Origin of the sequence: Microbacterium sp. lyk4-40-TSB-66, assembly GCF_030209475.1 — a bacterium.
Taxonomy (GTDB): domain Bacteria; phylum Actinomycetota; class Actinomycetes; order Actinomycetales; family Microbacteriaceae; genus Microbacterium.
Map to the genome: position 1 here is coordinate 355845 of NZ_JARVRW010000004.1, position 21731 is coordinate 377575.

The 21731-nt window shown below is 69.8% G+C and carries 18 protein-coding genes; 15 read left to right on the top strand and 3 right to left on the bottom strand.

Going from position 1 to position 21731, the window contains the following annotated elements:
• Positions 1-68 precede the first annotated feature (68 nt).
• From QRO03_RS09285 to QRO03_RS16400, 5 genes are all read left to right on the top strand, one after another.
• Entirely contained in the window at positions 69-653 is a 585-nt protein-coding gene (locus QRO03_RS09285) for an ATP-dependent Clp protease proteolytic subunit (RefSeq protein WP_285137217.1), read from the top strand.
• A gap of 23 nt (positions 654-676) precedes the next feature.
• A complete protein-coding gene (locus QRO03_RS09290) occupies positions 677-1339 on the top strand; it encodes an ATP-dependent Clp protease proteolytic subunit (RefSeq protein WP_285137218.1) in 663 nt (220 codons plus the stop codon).
• 245 nt (positions 1340-1584) lie between these two features.
• Entirely contained in the window at positions 1585-2853 is a 1269-nt protein-coding gene (gene clpX / locus QRO03_RS09295) for an ATP-dependent Clp protease ATP-binding subunit ClpX (protein WP_285137219.1), read from the top strand.
• A gap of 137 nt (positions 2854-2990) precedes the next feature.
• Positions 2991-3272 carry a nuclear transport factor 2 family protein gene (locus tag QRO03_RS09300; protein ID WP_285137220.1) on the top strand — a complete coding sequence of 94 codons (282 nt, stop codon included), beginning with the start codon at positions 2991-2993 and terminating at the stop codon, positions 3270-3272.
• Positions 3263-3370, top strand: coding sequence for a nuclear transport factor 2 family protein (locus tag QRO03_RS16400; RefSeq protein ID WP_502883021.1), 108 nt, complete (start codon positions 3263-3265; stop codon positions 3368-3370). Before QRO03_RS09300 ends, QRO03_RS16400 begins: the two co-directional genes overlap by 10 nt.
• A 30-nt stretch (positions 3371-3400) precedes the next feature.
• Here QRO03_RS16400 and QRO03_RS09305 read toward each other — a convergent pair whose 3' ends face one another.
• On the bottom strand, positions 3401-5452 hold the full coding sequence (locus tag QRO03_RS09305) for a M3 family metallopeptidase (protein WP_285137221.1): 2052 nt from the start codon (positions 5450-5452) through the stop codon (positions 3401-3403).
• 82 nt (positions 5453-5534) lie between these two features.
• Here QRO03_RS09305 and QRO03_RS09310 point away from each other — a divergent pair, with 82 nt between their 5' ends.
• Both QRO03_RS09310 and QRO03_RS09315 read left to right on the top strand, forming a co-directional pair.
• Positions 5535-6119 (top strand): winged helix-turn-helix domain-containing protein, encoded by a 585-nt coding sequence (locus QRO03_RS09310; RefSeq protein WP_285137222.1) that lies wholly within the window; start codon positions 5535-5537, stop codon positions 6117-6119.
• Between the two features lie 2 nt (positions 6120-6121).
• Positions 6122-6343, top strand: a complete 222-nt coding sequence (locus QRO03_RS09315; protein WP_285137223.1) for a hypothetical protein — start codon at positions 6122-6124, stop codon at positions 6341-6343.
• Between the two features lie 25 nt (positions 6344-6368).
• On the opposite strand, the gene QRO03_RS09320 is transcribed toward QRO03_RS09315, so the two are convergent.
• Together QRO03_RS09320 and valS are read right to left on the bottom strand one after the other, a co-directional pair.
• Positions 6369-6617, bottom strand: a complete 249-nt coding sequence (locus QRO03_RS09320) for a hypothetical protein (RefSeq protein ID WP_285137224.1) — start codon at positions 6615-6617, stop codon at positions 6369-6371.
• Entirely contained in the window at positions 6617-9184 is a 2568-nt protein-coding gene (valS, locus tag QRO03_RS09325) for a valine--tRNA ligase (RefSeq protein WP_285137225.1), read from the bottom strand. Before valS ends, QRO03_RS09320 begins: the two co-directional genes overlap by 1 nt.
• Before the next feature lie 609 nt (positions 9185-9793).
• On the opposite strand from valS, the gene QRO03_RS09330 reads away from it, so the two are divergent.
• The 8 genes from QRO03_RS09330 (at position 9794) to QRO03_RS09365 (ending at position 21731) form a co-directional block, all read left to right on the top strand.
• Positions 9794-10426, top strand: coding sequence for an endonuclease domain-containing protein (locus QRO03_RS09330; protein WP_285137226.1), 633 nt, complete (start codon positions 9794-9796; stop codon positions 10424-10426).
• A gap of 451 nt (positions 10427-10877) precedes the next feature.
• The gene (locus QRO03_RS09335; protein WP_285137227.1) at positions 10878-12491 is read left to right on the top strand and encodes an ABC transporter substrate-binding protein; all 1614 of its coding nucleotides are present in this window, start codon (positions 10878-10880) and stop codon (positions 12489-12491) included.
• A gap of 25 nt (positions 12492-12516) precedes the next feature.
• Positions 12517-13494: an ABC transporter permease gene (locus QRO03_RS09340; RefSeq protein WP_285137228.1), complete on the top strand. Its 978-nt coding sequence runs from the start codon at positions 12517-12519 to the stop codon at positions 13492-13494.
• The gene (locus QRO03_RS09345) at positions 13491-14306 is read left to right on the top strand and encodes an ABC transporter permease (RefSeq protein ID WP_285137229.1); all 816 of its coding nucleotides are present in this window, start codon (positions 13491-13493) and stop codon (positions 14304-14306) included. Before QRO03_RS09340 ends, QRO03_RS09345 begins: the two co-directional genes overlap by 4 nt.
• Positions 14303-15850: a dipeptide ABC transporter ATP-binding protein gene (locus QRO03_RS09350; RefSeq protein WP_285137230.1), complete on the top strand. Its 1548-nt coding sequence runs from the start codon at positions 14303-14305 to the stop codon at positions 15848-15850. Before QRO03_RS09345 ends, QRO03_RS09350 begins: the two co-directional genes overlap by 4 nt.
• A gap of 669 nt (positions 15851-16519) precedes the next feature.
• Positions 16520-19972 (top strand): isoleucine--tRNA ligase, encoded by a 3453-nt coding sequence (gene ileS / locus QRO03_RS09355; protein ID WP_285137231.1) that lies wholly within the window; start codon positions 16520-16522, stop codon positions 19970-19972.
• On the top strand, positions 19969-21321 hold the full coding sequence (locus tag QRO03_RS09360) for a bifunctional folylpolyglutamate synthase/dihydrofolate synthase (protein WP_285137232.1): 1353 nt from the start codon (positions 19969-19971) through the stop codon (positions 21319-21321). The genes ileS and QRO03_RS09360 overlap by 4 nt, the downstream gene beginning before the upstream one ends.
• Positions 21318-21731 (top strand): DUF4233 domain-containing protein, encoded by a 414-nt coding sequence (locus QRO03_RS09365; protein ID WP_285137233.1) that lies wholly within the window; start codon positions 21318-21320, stop codon positions 21729-21731. The genes QRO03_RS09360 and QRO03_RS09365 overlap by 4 nt, the downstream gene beginning before the upstream one ends.

Here is a 21731-nt window from a genome sequence, read left to right on the forward strand (position 1 = left end):
GCGAACACGGCATCCCGCCCCGGAACGCGCCGGTAGATTCGTGGAAGATCACCGGAAGAGGAGCACACATGCCCGAACCCCTTATGGCAACGAGCGTCTTCGACAGGCTGCTGAAGGACCGCATCATCTGGCTCGGTTCCGAGGTGCGCGACGATAACGCCAACGAGATCTGCGCAAAGATCCTGCTGCTCGCGGCAGAGGACCCGCAGAAGGACATCTACCTCTACATCAACTCGCCTGGCGGCTCGATCACGGCCGGCATGGCGATCTACGACACCATGCAGTTCGTGCCGAACGACATCGTCACCGTCGGCATCGGCATGGCGGCCTCGATGGGTCAGCTGCTGCTGACCAGCGGCACCAAGGGCAAGCGCTACATCACGCCCAACGCCCGCGTGCTGCTGCACCAGCCGCACGGCGGCTTCGGCGGAACGTCGAGCGACATCCAGACGCAGGCGCAGCTCATCCTCGACATGAAGCGTCGTCTCGCCGAGATCACTGCGGCGCAGACGGGCAAGAGCGTCGAGCAGATCAACGAAGATGGCGACCGTGACCGCTGGTTCACGGCGCAGCAGGCCCTCGAGTACGGCTTCGTCGACCACATGCGCGAGCACGCCACCGACGTCACCGGCGGCGGCGGGACCGCGGCCTGAGGCCGAGAGGAAAGGACACCGATATGACAATCCCCACCTTCGGCGGCACCGCAGCCCACATGCCGAGCAGCCGCTACGTTCTTCCTCAGTTCGAGGAGCGCACGGCCTACGGCTACAAGCGTCAGGACCCGTACAACAAGCTGTTCGAAGATCGCGTGATCTTCCTCGGCGTGCAGGTCGACGACGCTTCGGCCGACGACGTCATGGCCCAGCTGCTCGTGCTCGAGTCGCAGGACCCCGACCGCGACATCATCATGTACATCAATTCGCCCGGCGGCTCGTTCACGGCCATGACGGCGATCTACGACACGATGCAGTACGTCTCGCCGCAGATCCAGACCGTGGTGCTCGGACAGGCCGCATCCGCGGCATCCGTTCTGCTCGCGGCCGGTGCCCCCGGCAAGCGTCTCGCCCTGCCGAACGCCCGCATCCTGATCCACCAGCCCGCCATGGGCGAGGCGGGTCACGGTCAGGCGTCCGACATCGAGATCCAGGCGCAGGAGATCCTTCGCATGCGCACCTGGCTCGAAGAGACGATGGCCCACCACACCGGTCAGGACGTCGCGAAGATCAACAAGGACATCGACCGCGACAAGATCCTCTCCGCTCAGGAGGCGATGGACTACGGCATCGTCGACCAGGTGCTGACCACGCGCAAGCGCGTGCCGGCCGCGCTCACGGCCTGACGCAACACGTACGACCAGCCCCGCAGACCCGTTTCGGTCTGCGGGGCTTCGTCGTGCACGGGCGCCTCGCGCGCGAGTCGCGGAAGACCGTCGCTTCCGAGCCGCAGTTTCCTTCGAAGCCACGCGAGAACGAGGCGGAGGGTGGGCGATCATGACGTCACTGCGCGCAAATGCCCGCTGTTGCTCCGGGCTCGGGTTAGGCTCGACTACACACCGGCGGGGGCCGGGTGACGGGAGGAACCGGCATGGCACGCATCGGTGAGAGCGCCGACCTGTTCAAGTGTTCCTTCTGCGGCAAGAGTCAGAAGCAGGTGCAGCAGCTGATCGCCGGTCCCGGCGTGTACATCTGCGACGAGTGCGTCGAGCTGTGCAACGAGATCATCGAAGAGCGCATGGCCGAATCGTCGGCCGGCGAGGTCGCCGAGTTCGATCTGCCCAAGCCCCGCGAGATCTTCTCCTTCCTCGAGGAGTACGTCGTCGGTCAGGATGCCGCGAAGCGCGCTCTCGCCGTCGCCGTCTACAACCACTACAAGCGCATCCGCGCCCACGGCACCCTGCAGCCCGCCGAGGCCCGTGCCGAAGAGATCGACATCGCCAAGAGCAACATCCTGCTGCTCGGACCCACCGGGTGTGGCAAGACGTACCTCGCGCAGACGCTCGCGAAGCGTCTCAACGTGCCGTTCGCCGTCGCCGATGCGACGGCCCTGACCGAGGCCGGCTACGTCGGCGAAGACGTCGAGAACATCCTGCTGAAGCTCCTGCAGGCCGCCGACTTCGACGTCAAGCGCGCCGAGACGGGCATCATCTACATCGACGAAGTCGACAAGATCGCCCGCAAGGCGGAGAACCCCTCGATCACGCGCGACGTGTCCGGTGAGGGTGTCCAGCAGGCGCTGCTGAAGATCCTCGAGGGCACCGTCGCGTCGGTGCCGCCGCAGGGCGGCCGCAAGCACCCGCACCAGGAGTTCATCCAGATCGACACGACCAACGTGTTGTTCATCGTCGCCGGTGCCTTCGCGGGGCTCGAAGAGATCATCTCCGCCCGCGTCGGCAAGCACGGCGTCGGTTTCGGTGCCCCGCTGCACCGCAAGGAAGACGCCCCCGACCTCTTCAGCGAGGCGCTGCCGGAAGACCTCCACAAGTTCGGTCTGATCCCCGAGTTCATCGGTCGACTGCCGGTGGTGGCATCCGTGTCGCCGCTCGATCAGGACGCTCTGATGGAGATCCTCACCGCTCCCCGCAACGCCTTGGTCAAGCAGTACCAGCGCATGTTCGAGCTCGACGGGGTGCAGCTCGAGTTCGACGACGACGCCCTGCGCGCCATCGCCGACCTGGCCGTGCTGCGCAAGACCGGCGCCCGTGGGCTCCGTGCCATCCTCGAAGACGTGCTCGGGCCGATCATGTTCGACGTGCCCTCCGCCGACGACATCGCCAAGATCGTCATCACCCGCGCGGCCGTCGACGATGGTGCGCAGCCGACGATCGTGCTGGCGCAGAAGCGCCGCAGCGCCTGATACGAAGCCGCGTTCCGCGCGGGCGCCCGACAGGGCGCAGTTGCGCAGGTCCGCTCACCCTCGCGCGAGGACATCGTCGGTGCGACCATGCCCGCAGGCACCGACGAGCGGTGCTGCCGAGCAGGGGGACGCAGCAGATGACGGACACCGACGACACCCGCCTCGTGGTCTCGTTCTACGAGCAGGCCTTCAACGACGGCCAGCCGGAGGAAGCCGCGGCACGCGCCCTCGCCGAGACGTACACGCAGCACAATCCCGGGGCGCAGGACGGAGTCGCGGCGTTCGTCGGTTACACGCACTGGCTGCGTGGGCAGTTCCCCGAACTGCACCTCGATATCAAGCGCGTGATCGCCGACGGCGACATGGTCGTCACGCACAGCAACCTGCACCTCGCGCCGGTGACCGCGGCATGGCCGTAGCGGACTTCTGGCGGCTCGAAGACGGCAAGATCGTCGAGCACTGGGACGTGGTGCAGGAGGTGCCCGAGGAGTCGGCGAACGCCAACACGATGTTCTGAGACGGCGGGCGCGCCGACTCCTCGGGTGGGTCAGCCGGCGAGGCCGCGTCGCTCCAGCAGCGGCTGGATGTCGGCATCCCGTCCACGGAAGTCGCGATACGCCGCGAGCGGGTCGCCGGCGCCCCCGACGCCCAACAGCTTGTGGCGGAAGCGCTCACCGTTCGCGCGGGTCAGACCGCCGTTCTCGCGGAACCACTCGACGGTGTCCGCGTCGAGCACCTCGCTCCAGATGTACGAGTAGTACCCGGCGCTGTACCCACCGGAGAACACGTGCGCGAAGTACGTCGAGGCATAGCGCGTCGGCACGACGGGGTTGTCGAGGCCGATGTCGGCCAGCGCAGCGGCCTCGAACGAGGCGACGTCGATGTCGGCCGAGGCCTCATCGACCGACAGGCCGTGCCATGCCTGGTCGATCCAGGATGCCGCCAGGTACTCGCTCGTGGCGAAACCCTGGTTGAACGCCTCCGAGGCGTGCAGGCGCTCGACCACGTCGGCCGGGAGCGGCTCACCGGTCTCGTTGTGACGGGCGTAGTTCGTGAGGATCTCGGGCCACAGGATCCACATCTCGTTCACCTGGCTGGGGAACTCGACGAAGTCGCGGTAGACCGCGGTACCGGCGAAGTGCGGGTAGGTCACCGTGGCGAACAGGCCGTGCAGGGCGTGACCGAACTCGTGGAAGAGCGTGGTGACCTCATCCAACGTCAGGAGGGTCGGTGTTCCCGGGGCCGGCTTGTTGACGTTGAGGTTGTTGACGACCACGGGGGCGGTGCCGCGCAGCGTCGACTGCGCCACGATCGAGTTCATCCATGCGCCACCGCGCTTCGTGTCGCGCGTGTAGAGGTCGAGCAGGAAGAGTCCGAGCTCGCCCCCGTCGGCGTTACGCACCTCGAACACGCGCACCTCGGGGTGATACCCCTGCAGATCGTGACGCTCGGCGATGCTCACGCCGTACAGCTGCGAGGCGGCGAAGAAGACGCCGTCGCGCAGAACGCGCTCCGCCTCGAACCAGGGACGCAGTGTCGCGCGGTCGAGGTCGTACCGCTCGGCGCGTACCCTCTCGGTGAAGAACGCCCAGTCGTGGGCCTCGATCCGGATGCCGTCGGCGTCGGCGATCTTCTGGAGGGCGTCCTGCTCGGTACGCGCGTTGGCGGCAGCGGGGGCTGCGAGCCGGCGCAGCAGATCGCGGGCGGCATCCGGAGACCCCGCCGTCTGGTCCGCGAGGACGGCGGCGGCGTGCGAGGGGTAGCCGAGAAGCGCGGCGCGCTCCGCGCGCACGCGGACGATCTCGCGGAGGACGTCGCGATTGTCGTGGGCGTTGCCGCGCGCGGCACGTGAGCGGGACGCCTCGAGCAGACGGCGCCGGCTCTCTCGGTTGGTCAGCGAGGCGAGGTAGGGGTGACCGGTGTAGAGGGTCAGGGTGACGACGTACCGTCCGTCGAGGCCGCGGCTGGTCGCCGCCTGGGCCGCGGCCGACAGCTCGCCCGCGCTCAGGCCGTCGAGGTCGCCCGCGTGATCGAAGACGACGGCCAGGTCGTTGGTGTCGGCGAGCAGGTTCTTCTCGAACGTCGTGGTGAGGACGGAGAGGCGCTGGTTGAGGTCGGTCAGTCGCGCTTTCTGCGTGTCGTCGAGGCCCGCACCGGCCAGGGACATCTCGCGGTGGTGGCGCTCCACGAGGTAGCGGCTCTCGGCGTCGAGATCGAGGTGGTCGAGGCGAGCGTGCACCTCCGAGATGCGCGCGAAGAGGCTTGCGTCGAGCTGGATCGCGTCGCCGTGCGCGGCCATCAGGGGCGCCAGCTCCTCCTCGATCGCCTGGACCTCGGCGGTGCCGTCGGCGGAGGTGACGGTGTAGAACGTCCGCGCCACGCGATCGAGGAGCTCGCCGCTGCGCTCCAGCGCCACGAGGGTGTTCTCGAACGTGGGCTCGTCGGTCAGGGCGGTGATGGCGTCGATCTCGGCGCGCTGGGCGGCGAACGCCTCGTGGAACGCGGGCAGGTAGTGCTCGGGCCGGATGCGTCCGTACGGGGGGAGGTCGTAGGGGAGAGCGGGCGGTGAGAGGAGGGGATTGGTCACGGCATCCGTCATCGTTCCAGCGTAGTCACGCCGTCAAGGCAGTAATGCAAAGAAGTGTTTGCATTGCGATGATTGCAAAGGTATCTTTGTACTCATGACCGATCAACGCCCCGAAGGACGCATCCTCGACGCGGGGGCGCTGCGCGCTCTGGCGCACCCGTTGCGCGTGCGTCTCTACGACCTGCTCAGCCAGTACGGCGCTCAGACCGCGAGCGGTCTGGCCGCGCTGACCGGCGAATCGACGGGTGCGACCAGCTACCACCTGCGCGCCCTCGCGCGCCAGGACCTCATCCGCGAGGTGCCGGGACGCGGCACCGCTCGCGAGCGGTGGTGGGAACGCCCCGCCGGGTCGGTGACCCTGGTGAATCCGCAGATGGCCGCGACCCCGGCCGGCCGGGCCGTCATGGAGGCGGTGCACTCCGAGACGTTGACCCTGCGTCAGCAACAGCTCATGACGTTCGTCACCCACGGGTGGGACGAAGACGAGCAGTGGCTGGACAAGAGTCTGATCTCGACCGCCAGTGCGCGGTTGACGGTCGCCCAGATGGCCGACCTCGCAGACCGTCTCCAGGCGGTCATCTCGGAGACGGTCGAGCGATACCGCGATCAGACCGGCGACGACCTCCGCGTGGTCACGATGCGCGCCGACGTTTTTCCCCTGCCCGCAGAAGGAGCCTGACCATGAGCACCCTCACCACGTCGCTGCCCACCTCGCCGCGCGCGCTCGCGCCGACCGCGGGCGACCGGGCGCTCCTCGCCCTCTCGCGTGCCCTGGCGCGCGCCGTCGAAACCCGCATGCAGGCTCGCGCCATGCGCGTTTCGCAGGATCACGCACGTCTCGCCGCGCGCGACCACGGGCGTTCCCCGATTGCCGAAGCCGAATTCACGCTGCGGGTGCGCTGAGCACCTCGCTTCGCGGACGGCCGGCTCAGGCGAACTCGTCGCCCTCGTCGTAGCGGACCACCACGTCGCCCGCGGCATCCTGGGTCACGATGACCCCGGTGTCGAGCTCGGCGACGGGGCGCCCCTCGAGGAACGTGAGCGTCCACCGCGGGGCGGGCGCGCTGAGTCCGTCGGGGTTCAGCGCCTCTTCGACAGCGGCGATCTGCGCGTGCAACGCCTCGGGAACGGCCTTCGGCGGCTGCTCACGGGCGGTCCAACGGGTTCCGAGCTGCATCAGTCCTCCTGGGGTGCGAACACGATGTCGGTGACGGTGGTGGTCTCGCCCGGCGCGAACGAGATGGTCTCGATGCGACCGACGGCGCACAAATCTCCCTCAGCGAGGCGGAGCGCCTCGACGTGAGGGCTGGCGACCGTGAGCGAGGTGACGGCCGTCTTCTGCGAGGCCTTCGCCTCGGTCTTGGCGCGACGGATGCCGATGAGCGCGGCGCTCACCGCGGTGAGCACGGCCGGGTCGCCCTCGATGCCGAGGGGTTCGGGCCATGAGGCGGTGTGCACGGAGCCGTCCTCGAACCACGACCAGGTCTCTTCGGCGGCGAACGACAGTACGGGAGCGAACAGACGCACCAGGGTCGACAGGGCCGTGCGCAGCGCCAGGGCGGCGGAGGCCTGGCCGACGTCGGTCTGGTCGTATGCGCGCTCCTTGACCAGTTCGAGGTAGTCGTCGCAGAACGTCCAGAAGAACGACTCCGTGATCTCCAGTGCCCGCGCGTGGTCGTACGCCTCGAAGGCCGCGGTGGCGTCGCGCACCACGGCATCCAGCGTGGCGAGCATCGACGAGTCGAGCGCGTGCGTCACCTCGGCGCCCTCGGGCACGGGGAACGACAGCACGAACTTTGCCGCGTTCAACAGCTTGATCGCGAGGCGGCGACCGATCTTCACCTGGGTGGGGTTCTGCGGGTCGAACGCCGCGTCGGTGCCGAGGCGGCTCGAGGCCGACCAATAGCGCACCGCGTCGGAGCCGTGCTGCTTCAGGATGTCGGCGGGGGTGACCACGTTGCCCTTGGACTTCGACATCTTCTTGCGGTCGGGGTCGACGATGAAGCCCGAGATCGCGGCATCCGTCCACGGCGAGCGGTCGTCTTCGAGGGTGCTGCGCAGCATCGTCGAGAACAGCCACGTGCGGATGATGTCCTGGCCCTGCGGGCGCAGGTCGAACGGCGACACGAGGTTCCACAGCTCCTCGTCGCGCTGCCAGCCGCCGGCGAGCTGCGGGGTGAGCGAGGAGGTCGCCCACGTGTCGAGGATGTCGCGCTCGGCGTCGAAGCCGCCCGCCGCACCCCGCTGGTCTTCCGTGTAGCCCGGGGGCACGTCCACCGTCGGGTCGACGGGAAGGCTGGCGAGGTCGGGGGTCAGCACGCGGCCGTAGTCACGCTCCCCGTCATCGTCGAGGCCGTACCAGACGGGGATCGGCACGCCGAAGAAGCGCTGGCGCGAGACGAGCCAGTCGCCGGTGAGGCCGTTGGTCCAGTTCTCGAAGCGCACGCGCATGAAGTCGGGATGCCACGACATCTCGCGACCGAGCGACACGAGGCGCTCGCGCAGCTCGGCGTCGCGCGCGCCGTTGCGGATGTACCACTGGCGGGTCGACACGATCTCGAGGGGCCGGTCGCCCTTCTCGAAGAACTTCACGGGGTGGGTGAACGGCTTCGGGGCGCCTTCCATGGCGCCGGACTCCTGCAGGAGCTCGACGATGCGCTTCTTGGCGCTGAACACGGTCTTGCCCGCGAGCTCGCCGTACGCCGCCGTCGCGGCATCCGTCACGATCACATCGGGGGCATCGGCCACGATTCGGCCGTCCTTGCCGATGATCGTGCGGTTGGGGAGGTCGAGCTCGCGCCACCAGATGATGTCGGTCACGTCGCCGAAGGTGCAGATCATGGCGATGCCCGATCCCTTGTCCTTCTGCGCGAGGGGGTGCGCGAGCACCGGCACCTCGACGTCGAAGAGGGGGGTGCGCACCGTCGTGCCGAACAACGGCTGGTAGCGCTCGTCGTCGGGGTTGGCCACGAGCGCCACGCACGCGGGCAGCAGCTCGGGGCGGGTCGTCTCGATGAACACGTCGCCCGAGCCGTCGGTCTTGGCGAAGCCCACGCGGTGGTACGCGGCGGGCTGATCGCGATCTTCGAGCTCGGCCTGGGCGATCGCGGAGCGGAAGTCGACGTCCCACAGCGTCGGTGCCATCGACTGGTACGCCTCGCCGCGCTCGATGTTGCGCAGGAACGCCAGCTGGCTCGTGCGGATGGAGTCGTCGGAGATCGTGCGGTAGGTCTGGGTCCAGTCGACGCTGAGACCGAGCTCGCGGAAGAGCTCCTCGAACTGCTTCTCGTCTTCGATCGTGAGCTGCTCGCACAGCTCGATGAAGTTGCGGCGGCTGATGGGCACCTGGTCGGCGGCCTTGCTGCTCTTGTTGTCGCCGCCCGCGAACGGCGGGGTGAAGTCGGCGTCGTAGGGGAGCGAGGGGTCGCACCGCACGCCGTAGTAGTTCTGCACGCGGCGCTCGGTCGGCAGGCCGTTGTCGTCCCAGCCCATCGGGTAGAACACCGTCTTGCCGCGCATCCGCTCGAAGCGCACCTTCACGTCGGTGTGCGTGAACGAGAACACGTGGCCGATGTGGAGGCTTCCGGATGCCGTCGGCGGCGGCGTGTCCACCGAGTACACGCCCTGACGGCCGAGCTCAGCGGCGCGCAGGCGGTCGAAGACGTACGTGCCGCGCTCGCGCCACGCGGCATCCCATTTCTGCTCGAGGCCTTCCAGCGCGGGTTTTTCCGGGATCGTGGCCATGGCGGTACTCCTCGAGCGATATGGGCGGCACTGTGTGAGCGTGCCTGATGGGGTGTGGCATCCACGATACCGGGGCCGGGGCGCGCGCGAGCGCGCGTCGCGCCGCACAGACTCAGTGATTCGCGCAGGTTCAGCGCGACGGGGCGGATGCTGACTGAGGTTGGGCGGACTGCTGACTTCGCGAACGACGGGAGTCACGTGCCGCGCAGTGTCAGGGATTCGCGCAATTTCAGTTGCCTGGGGCGGATGCTGGCTGAGATTGGGCGGACCGCTGAGGTTGCGGAGGCGTGAGGTTGCGCCGCAGCGGACGGGCCGGCGGCGCCTCTCCTCCCCAGCGCGGTTCCTGTCCACAGGCTCATCTGCGCTGAGCTCTCGCGTCCTGGAGAGGGCGACGATGACGCACATGGATGACGCCCTCGCCCGTGCTGTCGCGACGCGAACCGCTGAACTCGGAGGCGTCGTTCGCCCGACCCGTCTCATCCGCGAGGGGCACGGTCGGCTCGCATCTCCCAAGCGCTCGAACGAGGACTCCTGCTGAGGGTCAGGCGGGACTGGATCGCACTCCCGACAGCCGACGCGCATGTGGTCTCCGCCGCTCGAACGGGCGTCGTGCTGTCGTGCATCACCGCCGCCGAAAGGCGCGGGCTGTGGGTCGCCGCGAGGCCGGACAGGCCACATGTCGCGTATCCCGGCCGAGGAAGGGTTGACGGTCCTGCCGCCGTCGTGCGCTGGCAGCGGCCCATTGTCCCTCGGCATCCGGACCTGCTCGAAGATGAGATCGAGAACATTCTGCTCACTGTCGCCTCGTGCCAGCCCTACGAGGCGGCTCGTGCGATCTGGGACTCCGCGCTGAACAAGAAGCTGGTCGATTTGGCGCACTTGCGCCGTCTGCCCTGGACCGGTGCTGCACGGCTGCTCGTTCGAGAGGCGTCGCCATGGGCCGACTCCGGTCTCGAAACATTCGTGATCATCCGGCTGCGGTGGATAGGCCTGCCCATCCGATCCCAGATCTGGATCTGCGGTCATCGCGTCGACTTCCTCATCGGAGAGCGACTCGTCTTCCAGGTCGACGGCGGACACCACGTTGGGGTGCAGCGCACGGAGGACATCCGCCACGACGCCGAATTGATGCTCTTGGGTTATCACGTCATCCGCGTGGGATACGAGCAGGTCATGAACCGCTGGCCCGAGGTGCAGGAGCAGATCATGCACGCCGTGGCGCAGGGGTTGCACAAGGCGTGAGTGGTCCGCCCGACGTGGCGCACACTCAGTGATTCGCACATTCTCACCAAGGTGGGGTGGATGCCGACGGAGGTTCCGCAAATCCGAGAGGTTATGCGGGCCGCGAGCGAGACGCCGGCCACGCTGGCTCGGCAATCCGCACAAACTCACCGATTCGCGCGACCTCAGCGCTAAGGGGCGGATGCCGACGGAGGTTGCGCGGATCACTGCACTTGTGAGTGCCCGTGTGGACGTTGCCCCGCCAGCAAAATCCGTGATGGCACACTTTCGATCCGTGGGGGGCGGATGCCGACTCAGCGCACGCGAATCGCTGACTGGCTGCGACGCGACGCCGGGCACCGGCGCGGGCGCGCGTTCGCCGAGGGCGAGCGGGCGGCGCCGGGGTTTCCGCACCGGGTCCAGGAACGCGGGTAGGCTGGAGCTTCCCCATCGAGATTTCCGAGGTCTCTCCATGCCTTCTGTGCATACCCGCCGCGTGCTGACGGCCGTCGCCGTGGCCGCCGTCGCCGCCCTCTCCCTCTCCGCGTGCGCGGGGTCCGACCCCGAGGCCTCCGGCGACGGCGAGATCGTCTGGGCGATCGAAGGCGCCAATCTCTCCGCCGGGCACATGGACCCGCAGACCAGCCAACTCGACGTATCGGCCATGGTGCAGCGCGCGGTGCTCGATTCGCTCGTCTACCAGGAAGCCGACGGCACGTTCTCGCCGTGGCTCGCGGAGTCGTGGGACGTCGAGGACGACGGCGCGAGCTACCTGTTCCGCCTGCGCACCGACGTCACCTTCCACGACGGAACCCCCTTCGACGCCGCCGCGGTGAAGGCGAACTTCGACCGGATCGCCGATCCCGACACCGCGTCGGCGCAGGCGGCATCCATGCTCGGAGGCGACCTGTACGCCGGCACCGACGTCGTCGACGACCACACCGTGCGCGTGCGCTTCACGCAGCCCTATGCGCCGTTCCTCCAGGCCGCCAGCACGTCGCTGCTCGGGTTCTACTCGCCGGCCGTGCTCGAGACCAAGGCCGATCAGCTCAAGGCCGGCGGCCCGGGCATCACGGTCGGCACCGGCCCGTTCGAGCTGACCGAATACACGCCCGACCAGGACATCGTCTACACCCGCAACGCCGACTACACATGGGGCCCCGACGGCTCCGGCGCGCCGACCTTCGAGACGCTGCGCGTCGACATCCTGCCCGAGGCGTCGGTGCGTGTCGGCGCACTGTCGAGCGGCCAGGCCGATGTCGTGACGAACCTGCCGCCGAACCTCGTGAGCCAGGTGCCCGCCGACGACACCGTCGAGTCGCTCGAATACCCCGGTCTTCCCTACTCGCTGTTCCTCAACGAGAAGAACGGCGTCTTCGCCGATCAGAAGGTGCGCCAGGCCTTCACCCGTGCCATCGACGTCGACACCGCGGTGCAGGAGATCTTCTTCGGCCAGTACCCGCGTGCGTGGAGCATCCTCGGCTCCACCACCCCCGGTTACGACGCGAGCCTCGAGAACTCGTGGCCCTTCGACCCGTCGGCGGCAGGTGCCCTGCTCGATGAGGCGGGCTGGACCGGACGGGATGCCGACGGCATCCGTACCAAGGACGGTCAGCGCCTCACGGCCCGTTGGATCGCCTGGACCCCGGTGCCCGACGATCGCGCCGCGCTCGCGAACGCCGTGCAGAGCGACCTCAAGGCGGTCGGCTTCGACCTGCAGCGCGAGGTGCTCGAACCCGGCGCGTACAACGAGCAGTACGGCCCGAAGACCTTCGACGTCACCGACTGGGGCTTTTCGGGCGTCGACGCCGACCTGCTGCAGAGCCACCTCGCGACCGACGGATTCCAGAACGCCTCCCAGGTGAGCGATCCCGCGCTCGACGCGCTGCTGGAACAGGGCGCCTCGACCACCGACACCGACGCCCGGGCCGCCGTCTACGCCCAGGTGCAGCAGTGGAACGCCGAGCACGCCGCCATCGTGCCGCTGTACAGCCCCGCTCTGATCAGCGCCGTGCGTCCCGACGTCAGCGGCCTGACGTTCGACCTATACGGTCGTCCGCTCTTCGCCACCGCGTCGGTCGGCTGAGTCCCCGCTCGACGTCAGACCCCGGATGCCACGCTCTCGCTCCCGCGCGATCCTCTCGCGCCTCGGCGGGATCGTGGCATCCGTCGTCCTGGTCCTCTGGGGTGCGGCGACGCTGGCGTTCGTGGCGTTCCGCATCATCCCGGGCGACCCCGTCGACGTGATGCTCGGGCCGCAGGCGCAGGTGAGCGACACGGTCAAGGACGCGATCCGCGCCGACCTCGGGCTGGATCGACCCGTCTTCGAGCAGTACGGCGCATTCCTGGGACGACTGGTGCGCGGTGACCTCGGGGAGTCCTACCAGCTGCGCCTCCCGGTGGCCGAGGTGATCGGTCGACAGCTCGGTCCGACGCTGCAGCTCTCGGCCCTGGCACTGGTCATCGCGGTGGTGCTCGCTCTGGCATCCGCGCTGCTGGTCCGGGGGCGGACGGGGCGCGCCGTGGCATCCGGGATCGAGCTCGTCATCCTTTCGTCGCCGGTGTTCTGGACCGGGTTGGTGCTGCTGAGCGTGTTCTCGTTCCAGCTCGGATGGTTCCCGGTGTCGGGGGCGAGGGACAACGCTGCGATCGTCCTACCGGCGGTCACCCTCGCGCTGCCGGTCGCGGCTCTGCTCTCGCAGGTGTTGCGCGACGGGGTCGAGGCGGCCGAGCGGGAGCCGTTCCTGCTGACCGTGCGGGCGCGCGGAGCGACGCCCCTTCGCGAGAGCGTGCACCATTCGCTGCGTCACGCGAGCGTGGGCGGTCTGACGCTCGCGGCGTACCTGGTCGGTTCACTGCTCGGCGGGGCCGTGCTCGTCGAGACGGTCTTCGCGCGGCCCGGCATCGGGCGCGTGACCCTGACCGCCATCACCGACCGCGACCTGCCCGTGATCACCGGCGTGATCCTGTTGAGCGCGCTGGTGTTCGTCGTCGTGAACACTGTGGTCGACCTCGTCGTGCCCCTGATCGACCCGCGGCTGCGAACCGCGGCCCCGGCGCTTTCCGTGCGAACGGCGCTGCCCTCGTGAAACGCCGCGGTCGAGCCGCCGCGCTGTGGGTGGCCGGCGCCGTGCTCGCGCTCGTCGCCCTGGCCGCCGTCGCACCGGGGCTGCTCGCCACCCACGACCCGCTGCTGACCGACGTGCGCGCGACGCTGCAGCCGCCGAGCGCGGCGCACTGGTTCGGCACCGACCAGAGTGGACGCGACGTGTACTCGCGCGTGGTCTCCGGCGCCGGGCGCTCCGTCGGCATCGGCCTGCTGGCCACCGGCCTCGCCCTGGTCGTCGGGGTGATCGCCGGTTCGCTCTCCGCCGTCGCACCGCGATGGGCGGATGCCGCCGCGATGCGCGTCGTCGACGTGCTGCTCGCGTTCCCGGAGTTCCTGGTCGCCCTGCTCGTCGTCGCGGTGCTCGGTCCCGGCCCGGTCAACCTCGCGGTCGCGGTCACCATCGCCGCGGTACCCGTGTACGTCCGTATCGCGCGCGCGCAGACGCGCACCCTCTCCGCCGCGGAGCACGTGGAGGCCGCACGGATCATCGGGGTTCCGGCCGCCGTCGTCCACGTGCGACACGTGCTCCCCGGCGTGCTGGGCGCGGTGAGCGTGCTGGCCACGATCGGGATCGGCACGTCGATCCTCGCGGCGGCCGGACTCAGCTTCCTCGGGCTCGGCCCCACCGAGCCCACCGCCGAATGGGGCCTCATGCTCTCCGCGGGCCGGAATCTTCTGCTGCAGGCGCCGTGGGTGGCGGTGTTCCCCGGCCTCGCGATCACCGCGACCGTCGTGAGCGTCAGCGTGATCGGGCGCATCCTGCGCGCGCGAGCCGAGGAGCGCGACGCATGAGCGGGTTGCGGGTGCGGGGACTCCGCATCGACGGCCCCGTCGGCGCGATCGTGAGCTCACTCGACCTCGACGTCGCCCCGGGCGAATGCGTGGCGATCGTGGGGGAGTCGGGCACCGGCAAGTCGGTCAGCGCGCGCGCCTTGCTCGGTCTCGTGCCCGCGGGCCTCACGGCTCGCACCGACGAGCTCGAGATCGACGGGGTCGACGCCCGATCGTTCGGCGAGCGGCAGTGGCGCGGGCTGCGTGGCGACCGCATCGCCCTCGTCTCGCAAGACGCCCTCGTCTCGCTCGACCCGCTGCGCCGCATCGGGGCCGAGGTGGCCGAGCCCATCCGCATCCACGAGCCCGGCATCCGGGGAACGGCGCTGGCCGCGCGGGTGCGCGAGAGCCTCGAGCGTGTCTCGTTGCCCGAGCCCGACGCGCGAGCGCGGCAATACCCCCACGAGCTGTCGGGCGGTCTGCGTCAACGCGCGCTGATCGCCTCGGCGCTCGCCGCGAACCCCGCCGTGCTCATCGCCGACGAGCCCACGACGGCGCTGGATGCCACCGTGCAAGCCCGCGTGCTCGCTCTGCTGCGCCGCATCGCCGACGACGGCGTGGCCGTGGTCTTCATCAGCCACGACCTCGGGGCGGTCGCCCGCGTGGCGGATCGCGTGGTGGTCATGCACGAGGGGCGCGTCGTCGAGACCGGGCCGACCGCCGAGGTGCTGGCGTCTCCTCGCGACCCCCACACGCGCGCGCTGGTGGCTTCGGTGTCGCACGAGCCGCTCCGACGCGCCCCACGGACCGACGCCCCGATCTTCACCGCCGACTCCCTGATCAAGCGCTTCGGTGACCGGGCGGCGGTCGACGACGTGTCGATCGAGGTGCGCCGCGGTCGCACCCTCGCGGTCGTGGGGGAATCGGGCTCGGGCAAGACGACCCTCGCGCGCCTGATCGTCGGGGTGGGGGATCCGGATGCCGGGTCCATGACGTTCGCGGGAAGCCCGTGGTCGTCGCGGGTCGCCCGCGGTGCCGCGCGCACCCGCGTGCAACTCGTACAGCAGAACCCGTGGGGCGCTCTCGACCCCCGCTGGACGGTGGGGCGAACGCTCACCGAGGCCGTGACCGCCGGGGGAGTCGCGCGCTCCGGGCGTCGCGCGGCCGTCGCCGCACTGCTCGAGGAGGTGGGCCTCGCGCCCGCGTTCATCGGGCGCCGGCCCGCACAGCTGTCCGGCGGGCAGCGCCAGCGCGTCGCGATCGCCCGCGCCCTCGCTGTCACGCCCGACCTCCTCGTGCTCGATGAGCCGGTGTCGGCACTGGACGCGTCGGTGCGCGCGCGGATCCTCGATCGCCTGCGCGCGCTGCAGGCCGAACGCGACCTCGCGATGGTGTTCGTCACGCACGACCTCGACGTGGTCGCCGGCATCGCGGATGACGTGATCGTGATGAAGGACGGGCGCGTCGTGGACTCGGGCACCGTGTCACGCGTCTTCGCCGCGCCGCGGCATCCGTTCACTCGCGAACTGCTGGCCGCGGCGGGTCTGGGCGCGCCCGGCGCGTGAGCCCCGGGTCGCGTGCGCGCCCCGCCGCCTCGTCTGAGTGTCCACAACACCCGGACCGGCCCGGCCGCGCGTCCGGGTTTTTTGGGCACTCAGCAGGGGTAGGGCCGGCGGGAGGTCGAGTGTCCAAGACACGCCGCGCCCGCGCCCGGCGAGCGGCGTGTCGTGGACGCTCAGCGAGGTTCGGGCTCGCAGGGCACCTGAGTGTCCACAACACCCTGGCGAGCCCGGCCGCGCTTCCGGGTGTTGTGGACACTCCGCAGAATTCGGCCCCGCGGAAGGTTGAGTGTCCGAAACACGCCGCGCCCGCGCCCGGCGGGCGGCGTGTCTTGGACACTCAACGAGGCTGGGCACCCGACTGCACCTCGAGTGTCCGCAACACGCCGCGCCCGCGGCCCGGCGGGCGGCGTGTCTTGGACACTCGACGGACACCGACCCACCGCAGCGCACCGAGCCCGGCTCGCGTAGACTCGGAGCATCAGCACCGATCCGGCCATCACCGGGGAGCTCGCGGAAGAAACGGGTCCAGGCCCGGACTAGAACCGCGCGGGGCAGGCCCGTCACAGCCGCAGTGAGAGTGGCACCGGTCCCGAACGGGGGCGGCGCAACGCGGGGTGGTACCGCGGTCCGCACGGATCGTCCCCGCAGGTGGATCCCAACCTGCGGAGAGACATGACCTACCCACGCCCCTCATCCTTCGGCCCCGCCGCCGACTCGGCCGCGACCGCGCACGCGTCGACCCCGGATGCCACGGCCCCGGCCGCGGACGCGCAGAGCGTCGCCGCCACGGCATCCGTCGTCCCGAGCCCTCGCTTCCCATCGATCGAGGACGACACGCTCGACTTCTGGGCCCGAGACGACACCTTCCGTGCCTCGATCGCGAACCGCGAGGGCGCCGAAGAATGGGTCTTCTACGACGGCCCGCCGTTCGCCAACGGCCTGCCGCACTACGGCCACCTGCTCACCGGCTACGCCAAGGACGTCTTCCCGCGCTTCCAGACCATGCGCGGCAAGAAGGTCGACCGCGTCTTCGGGTGGGACACCCACGGTCTCCCGGCCGAGCTCGAGGCGATGAAACAGCTCGGGATCACCGAGAAGGACGAGATCGAGGCGATGGGCGTCGCGACCTTCAACGCCAAGGCCCGCGAGTCGGTGCTCGAATACACGCGCGACTGGCAGGACTACGTCACCCGACAGGCGCGCTGGGTCGACTTCGAGCGCGGCTACAAGACGCTCGACACGACCTACATGGAGAGCGTGCTGTGGGCGTTCAAGACGCTCCACGACAAGGGCCTCGCCTACGAGGGCTACCGCGTGCTGCCGTACTGCTGGCGAGACGAAACGCCACTGTCGACGCATGAGCTGCGCATGGACGACGACGTCTACAAGATGCGCCAGGATCCCTCGGTCACCGTCACCTTCCCGCTGGTCGGCGCCAAGGCGGAGGCGCTCGGCCTCACCGGCGTGCGTGCGCTCGCGTGGACGACGACGCCGTGGACCCTGCCGACGAACCTCGCGCTCGCGGTGGGTCCCGGCATCCGGTACGCCGTGATCGAGGGCGGCCCGAACGGTGCCGCCGACGTGCACCGCGCTCCCGACGGCACGGCCGACGAGGCGTTCGAAGCCGTCGCGCACCGCTACCTGCTGGCCGAGGACCTGCTGCCGAACTACGCGAAGGACCTCGGGTACGAGACTCCGGATGCCGCCCGCGCGGCCGTCGAGACGACGATCTCGGGCGCCGAGCTCGAGGGCGTGTCGTACGACCGCCTCTTCGATTATTACGCCGACGCCGAAACGTGGGGGACGGGTACCGCCTGGAAGATCCTCGCCGACGACTATGTCACCGTGTCGGACGGCACCGGCATCGTCCACCAGGCCCCCGCCTACGGTGAGGACGACAAGCGGCTCGCGGACGCCGCGGGCCTTCCCACGATCATCTCGCTCGACGACGGCGGCCGGTTCCTCTCGGCCGTGACCGACGTGGCGGGGGAGCTGTGGTTCGAGGCGAACCGCCCGCTCATCCGCCTGCTGACGCAGGCCGGGCGTCTGCTGCGCGAGGCGTCGTACGAGCACTCGTACCCGCACTGCTGGCGCTGCCGGAACCCCCTCATCTACAAGGCCGTGTCGAGCTGGTTCGTGCGCGTGACCGACATTAAGGATGACCTGCTGGCGAACAACCAGCAGATCACCTGGGTGCCTGAGAACGTCAAGGAGGGCCAGTTCGGCAAGTGGCTCGAGGGCGCGCGCGACTGGTCGATCAGCCGCAACCGTTACTGGGGCTCGCCCATCCCGGTATGGAAGAGCGACGATGCGAACTACCCGCGCGTCGACGTGTACGGATCGCTCGCCGAGATGGAGGCCGACTTCGGCCGCCTGCCCGTGAACGCCGACGGCGAGGTCGACCTGCATCGCCCCTACATCGACGACCTCACGCGTCCGAACCCCGACGACCCGACGGGGAAGTCGACGATGCGCCGCATCGAGGACGTGCTCGACGTGTGGTTCGATTCGGGCTCCATGCCGTTCGCGCAGGTGCACTACCCGTTCGAGAACCACGACTGGTTCGACGAGCACGCCCCGGCCGACTTCATCGTCGAGTACATCGGGCAGACCCGCGGCTGGTTCTACGTCATGCACGTGCTCTCGACGGCCCTGTTCGACCGCCCCGCCTTCACGGGGGTGTCGTGTCACGGCATCGTGCTGGGCAACGACGGACAGAAGATGTCGAAGTCGTTGCGTAACTACCCCGACGTACGCGAGGTGTTCGACCGCGACGGTTCGGATGCCATGCGGTGGTTCCTCATGTCGTCGAGCGTCCTGCGCGGCGGCAACCTCGTCGTGACGGAGGAGGGGATCCGCTCCGGCGTCCGGGAGTTCCTGCTGCCGCTGTGGAACGCGTGGTACTTCTTCGCGACCTACTCCAACGCTTCGGGCCCCGACGGCTACACCGCCGAGTGGCGCACCGACTCCACCGACGTGCTCGACCGCTACATCCTCGCCCTCACCCGCGACCTCGTCCAGGGTGTCGCCGCCGACCTCGAGGGGCTCGACTCCACGACCGCGGCCGAGCGGTTGCGCGACTTCGCCGAGGTGCTCACCAACTGGTACATCCGCCGGTCGCGCGACCGCTTCTGGGTGGGAGTGACCGACGACCGTCGCAGCCGCGAGGCGTTCGACACGCTCTACACGGTGCTCGAAACGCTGACCCGGGTGGCCGCCCCGCTGCTGCCGCTCGTGACCGAGCGCGTCTGGCAAGGCCTGACGGGCGGGCGGAGCGTCCACCTGACCGACTGGCCCGACGCCTCGGCGTTCCCCGCGGCCGAGGACATCCGCACGGCGATGGACACCGTCCGCGAGGTCTCCAGCGTCGCCAACGCCCTGCGCAAGCGCGAGGGCAAGCGCGTGCGCCTGCCGTTGCCGCGCCTGACGGTGGTGACTCCGGATGCCGCGGGCCTGGCGCAGTTCGACGACATCCTCCGTGAGGAGCTCAACGTGAAGAGCGTCGAGCAGGTCGCGCTCGAGGACGGCACCGCGGGGGCGTACGGCATCACGCACCGCCTGTCGGTCAACGCGCGCGCGGCAGGGCCTCGCCTCGGCAAGCAGGTGCAGCAGGCCATCAAGGCCGCCCGCGAGGGCGACTGGAGCGAGATCGACGGACAGGTCGTGGCGGGCGGCATCGCCCTCGAGCCGACCGAGTACGACCTCGTTGTCGAGACCGCGGGGCGCCCCGAGGGCGAGGCTCTGGCCGTGCTGTCGTCGGGCGGCTTCGTGCTGCTCGACACCGTCACCACCCCCGAGCTCGAGGCCGAAGGCCTGGCACGCGACATGATCCGCGGCATCCAGGACACTCGGAAGGCGGCCAGCTTCGACGTGAGCGACCGCATCGCCCTCTCGCTGACCTTCGTCGAGGACGCCGATGCACAGGCCGTGGCCCAGGCGTTCGACGTCGCAGGGGTGGCATCCGAGACCCTCGCCGAAGCCGTCGTGCTCGCGGGTCCCCAGGGCCGGCTCATCGAGTACGGTGCCGCCCTGCCCGCCGAGTACGAGACCGTCATCGCCGCGAAGACCTACGCGAACGTCGGCGCCGTGACGGTGGCCGTCGCCCGGATCGGAGCCCCCGCATGAGCGACCGCACCAGGGCGGATGCCGTCTACAGCGCACTGCTGGAGCGACAGGGCGAGCAGTGGGTGCAGCCGCGGGTCGAGCGCACGCGGCGCGTGCTCGAGCTGCTCGCCGACCCGCAGCGCACGTATCGCGTGATCCACGTCACCGGCACGAACGGCAAGACCTCGACCAGCCGCATGATCGAGAGCCTGCTGCGCGCCATGGGGCTTCGGACGGGGCTGTTCACCAGCCCCCACCTCGAACGCTTCACCGAGCGCATCCTCATCGACGGAGAACCGGTGGCGGATGCCGCGATCGCCGACGCGTGGGACGAGATCCAGCCGTTCGTCGGCCTGGTGGACGCCGAGCTCGCCGCGGGCGGAGACGCCCCGTTGACGTTCTTCGAGCTGCTCACCGTGCTCGCGTTCGTCGTCGCGGCCGACGCGCCGATCGACGTGCTCGTGCTCGAGGTCGGCATGGGCGGGGAGTGGGATTCCACGAACACGGCCGACGGCGACGTCGCCGTGTTCGCGCCCATCGACATCGACCACGTCGATCGGCTGGGCTCGACGATTGCCGAGATCGCCACCGTCAAGGCCGGGATCATCAAGCCCGCCGCCGCCGTCGTCTCGGCCGCACAGCCCGAGGAGGCACTCCGCGTCATCCGCGCTCGCGTCGAGAAGGAGGGCGCGGCGCTGTCGGTCGACGGCGACGGCTTCGCACTCGAGGCGCAGACCCTCGCAGTGGGCGGGCAGCAGCTCTCCATCCGCGGAGTCGCCGGCACGTACTCCGAGGTCTACCTGCCGCAGTACGGCGCGCACCAGGGCAGGAACGCCGCGCTGGCGGTGGCCGCCGTCGAGTCGCTCATCGGCGGGGGAACGCAGCCGCTGGCCGCAGAGGTGGTCGCCGACGGCCTCGGCAACGCCACCTCGCCCGGCAGACTGCAGCTCGTCGGCACCGCGCCGACCGTGCTCGTCGACGCCGCCCACAACCCCCACGGGGCACGGGCGCTGGTGACGGCCCTCGACGAGGCGTTCGACATCGACGAGTGGGGCGCCGTGGTCGGCATCCTCGACGGGAAGGATGCCGTGGGCATCATGTCGGCGCTCGTGCCGGCCGTGGCGCGCGTGTTCGCGACCGCCCCCGACAGCGACCGTGCGACTGACCCCGACGTGATCGCCGATGTCGCCGAGGCGGCCGACCTCCCCGTGACGGTGCACCCCACCCTCGAGGACGCCGCCGATGCCGCACGCGCCTGGGCCGCGGAGTCCGACCGCCGTGCCGTCGTCATCGCCGGATCGGTCGTGCTCGCCGGCGAGGCCCTGCGTCTATCGGCGCTGGAGGACTGGAAGTCGGGGTGGCAGGCGTGAGCCCCCGCGAGCCCCGCGCTCCGCGGCCCCGCCGCCAACGCGGCGCGCAGGAGTCGCTCGGCGCCGTCGTGCTCGGCTTCGAATCGGTCATCGTCTTCCTCGGCGGCCTGGTCGTCTACGGACTCAAGGTGCTCCCGTTCGGGATCGCGCCGTGGTGGGGCATCGTCGGCGGGGTCGTGATGGCCGTCGCGATGGTCGCGGTCTCGGGGCTGCTCCGCCACCGGTGGGCTCTGTTCGCCGGATGGGGGCTGCAGGTACTCCTGTTGCTCGGCGGTCTGCTCGTTCCCGCCCTCGCGGTGGTCGCGCTCATTTTCGGCGGCATGTGGGCGTATGCGACGATCAAGGGAGCGGCCCTCGATCGTGCGAACGCGCGGCGGGCCGCTGACCCCGACCTCTCGAACGGAGAATGA

What these genes read in the sequence shown, in the direction of transcription:
- clpX (WP_285137219.1), top strand. Translation starts at nt 1,585, where the DNA reads ATGGCACGCATCGGTGAGAGCGCCGACCTGTTCAAGTGTTCCTTCTGC.
- QRO03_RS09285 (WP_285137217.1), top strand. Translation starts at nt 69, where the DNA reads ATGCCCGAACCCCTTATGGCAACGAGCGTCTTCGACAGGCTGCTGAAG.
- valS (WP_285137225.1), bottom strand. Translation starts at nt 9,184, where the DNA reads ATGGCCACGATCCCGGAAAAACCCGCGCTGGAAGGCCTCGAGCAGAAA.
- QRO03_RS09320 (WP_285137224.1), bottom strand. Translation starts at nt 6,617, where the DNA reads ATGCAGCTCGGAACCCGTTGGACCGCCCGTGAGCAGCCGCCGAAGGCC.
- QRO03_RS09360 (WP_285137232.1), top strand. Translation starts at nt 19,969, where the DNA reads ATGAGCGACCGCACCAGGGCGGATGCCGTCTACAGCGCACTGCTGGAG.
- ileS (WP_285137231.1), top strand. Translation starts at nt 16,520, where the DNA reads ATGACCTACCCACGCCCCTCATCCTTCGGCCCCGCCGCCGACTCGGCC.
- QRO03_RS09305 (WP_285137221.1), bottom strand. Translation starts at nt 5,452, where the DNA reads ATGACGGATGCCGTGACCAATCCCCTCCTCTCACCGCCCGCTCTCCCC.
- QRO03_RS16400 (WP_502883021.1), top strand. Translation starts at nt 3,263, where the DNA reads ATGGCCGTAGCGGACTTCTGGCGGCTCGAAGACGGCAAGATCGTCGAG.
- QRO03_RS09300 (WP_285137220.1), top strand. Translation starts at nt 2,991, where the DNA reads ATGACGGACACCGACGACACCCGCCTCGTGGTCTCGTTCTACGAGCAG.
- QRO03_RS09315 (WP_285137223.1), top strand. Translation starts at nt 6,122, where the DNA reads ATGAGCACCCTCACCACGTCGCTGCCCACCTCGCCGCGCGCGCTCGCG.
- QRO03_RS09290 (WP_285137218.1), top strand. Translation starts at nt 677, where the DNA reads ATGACAATCCCCACCTTCGGCGGCACCGCAGCCCACATGCCGAGCAGC.
- QRO03_RS09335 (WP_285137227.1), top strand. Translation starts at nt 10,878, where the DNA reads ATGCCTTCTGTGCATACCCGCCGCGTGCTGACGGCCGTCGCCGTGGCC.
- QRO03_RS09340 (WP_285137228.1), top strand. Translation starts at nt 12,517, where the DNA reads ATGCCACGCTCTCGCTCCCGCGCGATCCTCTCGCGCCTCGGCGGGATC.
- QRO03_RS09310 (WP_285137222.1), top strand. Translation starts at nt 5,535, where the DNA reads ATGACCGATCAACGCCCCGAAGGACGCATCCTCGACGCGGGGGCGCTG.
- QRO03_RS09350 (WP_285137230.1), top strand. Translation starts at nt 14,303, where the DNA reads ATGAGCGGGTTGCGGGTGCGGGGACTCCGCATCGACGGCCCCGTCGGC.